This is a genomic window from Lentzea sp. NPDC005914, assembly GCF_040629405.1.
In the GTDB taxonomy this organism is placed as follows: domain Bacteria; phylum Actinomycetota; class Actinomycetes; order Mycobacteriales; family Pseudonocardiaceae; genus Lentzea.
Window position 1 is genome coordinate 1 of sequence record NZ_JBEXVQ010000099.1, and the last position, 1,438, is coordinate 1,438.

The following is a 1,438-nucleotide window of genomic DNA, read 5'->3' on the forward strand; positions in this document are numbered from 1 at the left end:
CTCATCAAGGCTGAGACGTGATGCGTAGCCGATTGAGGCGAAGTAGAGTGATCCCATGCTGCCGAGAAAAGCCTCTAGCGAGCTTTCACGCGGCCCGTACCCCAAACCGACACAGGTGGTCAGGTAGAGAATACCAAGGCGATCGGGCGAACTGTGGTTAAGGAACTCGGCAAAATGCCCCCGTAACTTCGGGAGAAGGGGGGCCGTAGCGCTTGAAGCCTCTTGCAGGCTAGGGCGAGACGGCCGCAGAGACCAGCGAGAAGCGACTGTTTACTAAAAACACAGGTCCATGCGAAGTCGCAAGACGATGTATATGGACTGACGCCTGCCCGGTGCTGGAACGTTAAGGGGACCGGTTAGTCCGCAAGGGCGAAGCTGAGAACTTAAGCGCCAGTAAACGGCGGTGGTAACTATAACCATCCTAAGGTAGCGAAATTCCTTGTCGGGTAAGTTCCGACCTGCACGAATGGCGTAACGACTTCTCGACTGTCTCAACCGCAGGCCCGGCGAAATTGCATTACGAGTAAAGATGCTCGTTACGCGCGGCAGGACGGAAAGACCCCGGGACCTTTACTATAGCTTGGTATTGGTGTTCGATTCGGCTTGTGTAGGATAGGTGGGAGACTGTGAAGCGGCCACGCCAGTGGTTGTGGAGTCATCGTTGAAATACCACTCTGGTCGTATTGGATGTCTAACCTCGGTCCGTGATCCGGATCAGGGACAGTGCCTGGTGGGTAGTTTAACTGGGGCGGTTGCCTCCCAAAGAGTAACGGAGGCGCTCAAAGGTTCCCTCAGCCTGGTTGGCAATCAGGTGTTGAGTGCAAGTGCACAAGGGAGCTTGACTGTGAGACTGACGGGTCGAGCAGGGACGAAAGTCGGAACTAGTGATCCGGCCATGGCTTGTGGAAGCGTGGTCGCTCAACGGATAAAAGGTACCCCGGGGATAACAGGCTGATCTTGCCCAAGAGTCCATATCGACGGCATGGTTTGGCACCTCGATGTCGGCTCGTCGCATCCTGGGGCTGGAGTAGGTCCCAAGGGTTGGGCTGTTCGCCCATTAAAGCGGTACGCGAGCTGGGTTTAGAACGTCGTGAGACAGTTCGGTCCCTATCCGCCGCGCGCGTAGGATACTTGAGGAAGGCTGTCCCTAGTACGAGAGGACCGGGACGGACGGACCGCTGGTGTGCCAGTTGTTCTGCCAAGAGCATTGCTGGTTGGCTACGTTCGGAAGGGATAACCGCTGAAGGCATCTAAGCGGGAAGCTCGTTCCAAGATGAGGTATCCCACTCTTCGTGAGTTAAGGCCCCCAGCTAGACCACTGGGTTGATAGGCCAGAGGTGGAAGACCGGTAACGGTTGGAGCTGACTGGTACTAATAGGCCGAGGACTTGTTACAAAAATGCTACGCATCCACTGTGCGGTTCTGGAAGAACAACCAG

1 rRNA gene is annotated in these 1,438 nt (G+C 55.9%); it reads left to right on the plus strand.

Annotated features, from left to right (window positions below):
* A 23S ribosomal RNA gene (locus tag ABZ345_RS47440) occupies positions 1–1,395 on the plus strand; the annotation flags it as partial.
* Between the last annotated feature and the right edge of the window lie 43 nt (positions 1,396–1,438).